This window comes from Saccharothrix hoggarensis (genome assembly GCF_042678885.1).
Lineage (GTDB): Bacteria > Actinomycetota > Actinomycetes > Mycobacteriales > Pseudonocardiaceae > Actinosynnema > Actinosynnema hoggarensis.
The window spans coordinates 1-3388 of the sequence record NZ_JBHTLK010000397.1 but is presented as its reverse complement, the minus strand read 5'-3'; the positions used below and the strand labels follow the sequence as shown (position 1 = coordinate 3388).

Sequence of the window (3388 nt, the reverse complement as noted above, 5' to 3'; positions counted from 1 at the left end):
TGGCCAGCGGACCGGCGCACCGACGGCACCGGGCCGGCGTCCGGCACTGCCCGCACGCCAGCGCGGGCACGTAACCGCGCCGCGGCACCTGGATCAGCACCGGCGTGTCGGCGGACAAGGCCGCCCGCGCCGCGTCGAAGGCGATCGACGGCAGCCGGGCCGACCGCGCCGCCGCGTCCTTCACCTCCTGCCACTCGTGGTCGCCCACGGCCGCCACCCGCGGCGCGACCGCGCGCAACGTCTCGCGGGCCGCCACCACCTCGTGCGCCCAGCCGCTGTCCACCAGCAGCTGGGCCTCCGCCGTGCGGGCGAACCCGCCGACGAGCAGGGACGCGCCGGTGAGGTGGGACCGCTGCACCAGCACGTCCCGGACGTTCGGGTACGGCATCCTCGGCTCGGCGTGCAGGTCGTCGCCGTCGTCCCACACCGCGACCAGGCCGAGGTCGTGCACGGGCGCGAACGACGCGCCCCGCGTCCCGAGCACCACCCGCACCGCGCCGCGCCGCACGGCCAGCCACCGCTTGTACCGCTCCGACGGGCCGAGGTCCGCCGACAACGCCACCACGCCCGCCTCGCCGACCAGCGCCACGCACGCCTGGCGCAGCCGCTCCAGGTCGCGGTGGTCCGGCACGACGACCAGCGCGCCCTTCCCGGTGCTCGCGACCGTCGCCACCGCCTCCGCCAGCCGCGCGGGCCAGTCCTCGGCGGGCAACGCCTGCCACACCGCCCGCGCCAGCCGACCGGACCGCAGCGCGTCCAGCAGGTTCGGCCCGAACGGGTACCGCGCCCAGCCCTCCGCCGACGGCGACTCGGGCGTCGGCGGGGGTTCCGGCGACGGCTTGGCCTCCACCCGCGCGTGCCGCGGCGGGACGGCCATCCGCAGCACGTCGATCAGCGACCCGGCGTACCGGTCCGCCACCGCCCGAGCCAGCTCCGCCACCTCCGGCGACAGCACCGGCTCCGGCGAGATGACCCGGTCGAGGAACGTCAGCTTGCGCCCGTACTCCGACGACTCCACCCGCTCCAGCAGGTACCCGTCCACCAGCTGCCCGGCGAACCGCACCCGCACCCGGCAGCCGGGCACCGCCGCCTCGTCCTGCTCGGTGGACACCTGGTAGTCGAACGGCCGGTCCAGGTGCGCCAGCGGCACGTCCACGCAGACGCGGGCAACGGGCAGCGAGGCGGCGGGGACCTGCTCCCCGCGCCTGGTCGTCGCCTTGCCCGCCACGCGTGGAGGTCTACCAGAGACCGGCGCGCCGCCGGGCACGGGCCGGGCCGCGATCAAGGCCGGTGGCGCGCGACCCGCGGCCGAGCGGCGGCGGCACGGGCTGGCGCGGGACTTCGACAGGTGGTCATGGGACCAGTATCGAACGCGTGTTCGAACCGCGCAAGATCACGACCGGGTGAACCCGGGAGGTCATGCGAACCGGACCCGTGCGAGCGGGCAGTCCCGCCGCGAGACCACCACGTCACAACAGGTCGAACCGCCCGGTGACGCGCGCGCCGCCGACCCGGAGACCGCGCTGGTCGAGGTCGTCGACCGGCAGGTCCCGGATCAGCGGCGCGGGTGGTTCAGAGCCGTCGGGTGTGCGGCGAGGCCGTCACGCGCCCGCGGCGGCGCGCAGGGCGTCGGCGCGGTCGGTGCTCTCCCACGGCAGGTCGACGTCGGTGCGGCCGAAGTGGCCGTACGCGGCGGTCGGCGCGTAGATGGGGCGCAGCAGGTCGAGGTCGCGGATGATCGCGGCCGGGCGCAGGTCGAAGACCTCGCCGATGGCCTGCTGGATCTTCGACGGGTCGACCGTCTCGGTGCCGAACGTCTCCACGAACAGGCCGACCGGGGCGGCCTTGCCGATGGCGTACGCCACCTGCACCTCGATGCGCGTGGCCAGGCCGGCGGCCACCGCGTTCTTCGCCACCCAGCGCATCGCGTACGCCGCGGACCGGTCCACCTTCGACGGGTCCTTGCCGGAGAACGCGCCACCGCCGTGGCGGGCCATGCCGCCGTACGTGTCCACGATGATCTTGCGGCCGGTCAGGCCGGCGTCGCCCATCGGGCCGCCGATGACGAACCGGCCGGTCGGGTTGACCAGCAGCCGCACGTCGGAGGTGTCCAGGCCGAGCGTGGCGATCTCCGGGGCCACCACGTGCTCGCGCACGTCGACGCCCAGCAGCTTCTCCAGGTCGATGCCGTCCGCGTGCTGCGTGGACACCACGACGGTGTCCAGCCGCACCGGCTGGTCGCCCGCGTACTCGATGGTGACCTGCGTCTTGCCGTCGGGGCGCAGGTACGGCACGGTGCCGTCCTTGCGGACCGCGGTCAGCCGGCGGGACAGCCGGTGCGCCAGCGCGATGGGCAGCGGCATGAGCTCGGGCGTGTCGGTGCAGGCGTAGCCGAACATCAGGCCCTGGTCGCCCGCGCCCTGCTTGGCGATCTCGTCCTCGGCGCCCTCGACCCGCTGCTCGAACGCCGTGTCGACGCCCTGCGCGATGTCCGGCGACTGCGAGCCGATGGCCACGTTCACGCCGCACGAGTAGCCGTCGAAGCCCTTGGCCGACGAGTCGTAGCCGATCTCGACGACCTTGTCGCGCACGATGGAGGGGATGTCGGCGTACGCCTCGGTCGTGACCTCGCCCGCGACGTGCACCTGGCCGGTGGTGACCATCGTCTCCACCGCGACGCGCGACCGCGGGTCCTTGGCGAGCAGCGCGTCGAGGATCGAGTCGCTGATGGCGTCGCAGATCTTGTCGGGGTGCCCTTCGGTCACCGACTCACTGGTGAACAGCCTGCTGCTGTGCTGGCTCACGACACTCCCTAACTATCGATCCGCGAATGCCTTCAAGCTTACTTAGCGCCCGTGCGCGGGCGGTCGAGCTTTGGTGGAGGTCGCTACGGCATCCCACAATGCGGACGCCAGCCGGGCCTTCGAGCCGTGCGGGATGGGACGCTCCGCGCCGTCGGCGGACAGCAGCCAGCCCGCGTTGTCCTCGACCTCGAACGCCTTGCCGTCGCCCACCGCGTTGACCACGAGCCAGTCGCAGCCCTTGCGCTTGAGCTTGGCCCTCCCGTAGTCCAGCACGCTCGTCACGTCGTCGCCGGTCTCGGCGGCGAACCCCACGACGACCTGCCCGGGGCGCCGCGCGGCGACCAGCTCGGCGAGGATGTCGGGGTTGCGGGTGAGCGCGACCGGGTCGGGGTCGCGGTCGGTCTTCTTGATCTTGTGCCCGACGGCGGAGACCGGCCGGAAGTCGGCGACGGCCGCGGCCATCACGACGACGTCCGCCGTGGCGGCCACCGCGTGCATCGCGTCGCGCAGCTCCAGCGCCGAGCCGGCGTGCACGACGTCCACGCCGGCGGGCGCGGCCAGGTCGGCGGTGTGCGCGGCGACCA

The 3388-nt window shown here is 74.2% G+C and carries 3 protein-coding genes; all 3 read right to left on the bottom strand.

Annotated elements, in window-relative coordinates:
• Positions 1–1228: primosomal protein N' family DNA-binding protein (locus ACFQ3T_RS35430; RefSeq protein ID WP_452603496.1), on the bottom strand; the 1228-nt coding region annotated here is incomplete at its 3' end.
• Positions 1229–1601: 373 nt separating this feature from the next.
• On the bottom strand, positions 1602–2804 hold the full coding sequence (metK, locus tag ACFQ3T_RS35425) for a methionine adenosyltransferase (RefSeq protein ID WP_380730317.1): 1203 nt from the start codon (positions 2802–2804) through the stop codon (positions 1602–1604).
• Between the two features lie 42 nt (positions 2805–2846).
• Positions 2847–3388: phosphopantothenoylcysteine decarboxylase domain-containing protein (locus tag ACFQ3T_RS35420; RefSeq protein ID WP_380730315.1), on the bottom strand; the 542-nt coding region annotated here is incomplete at its 5' end.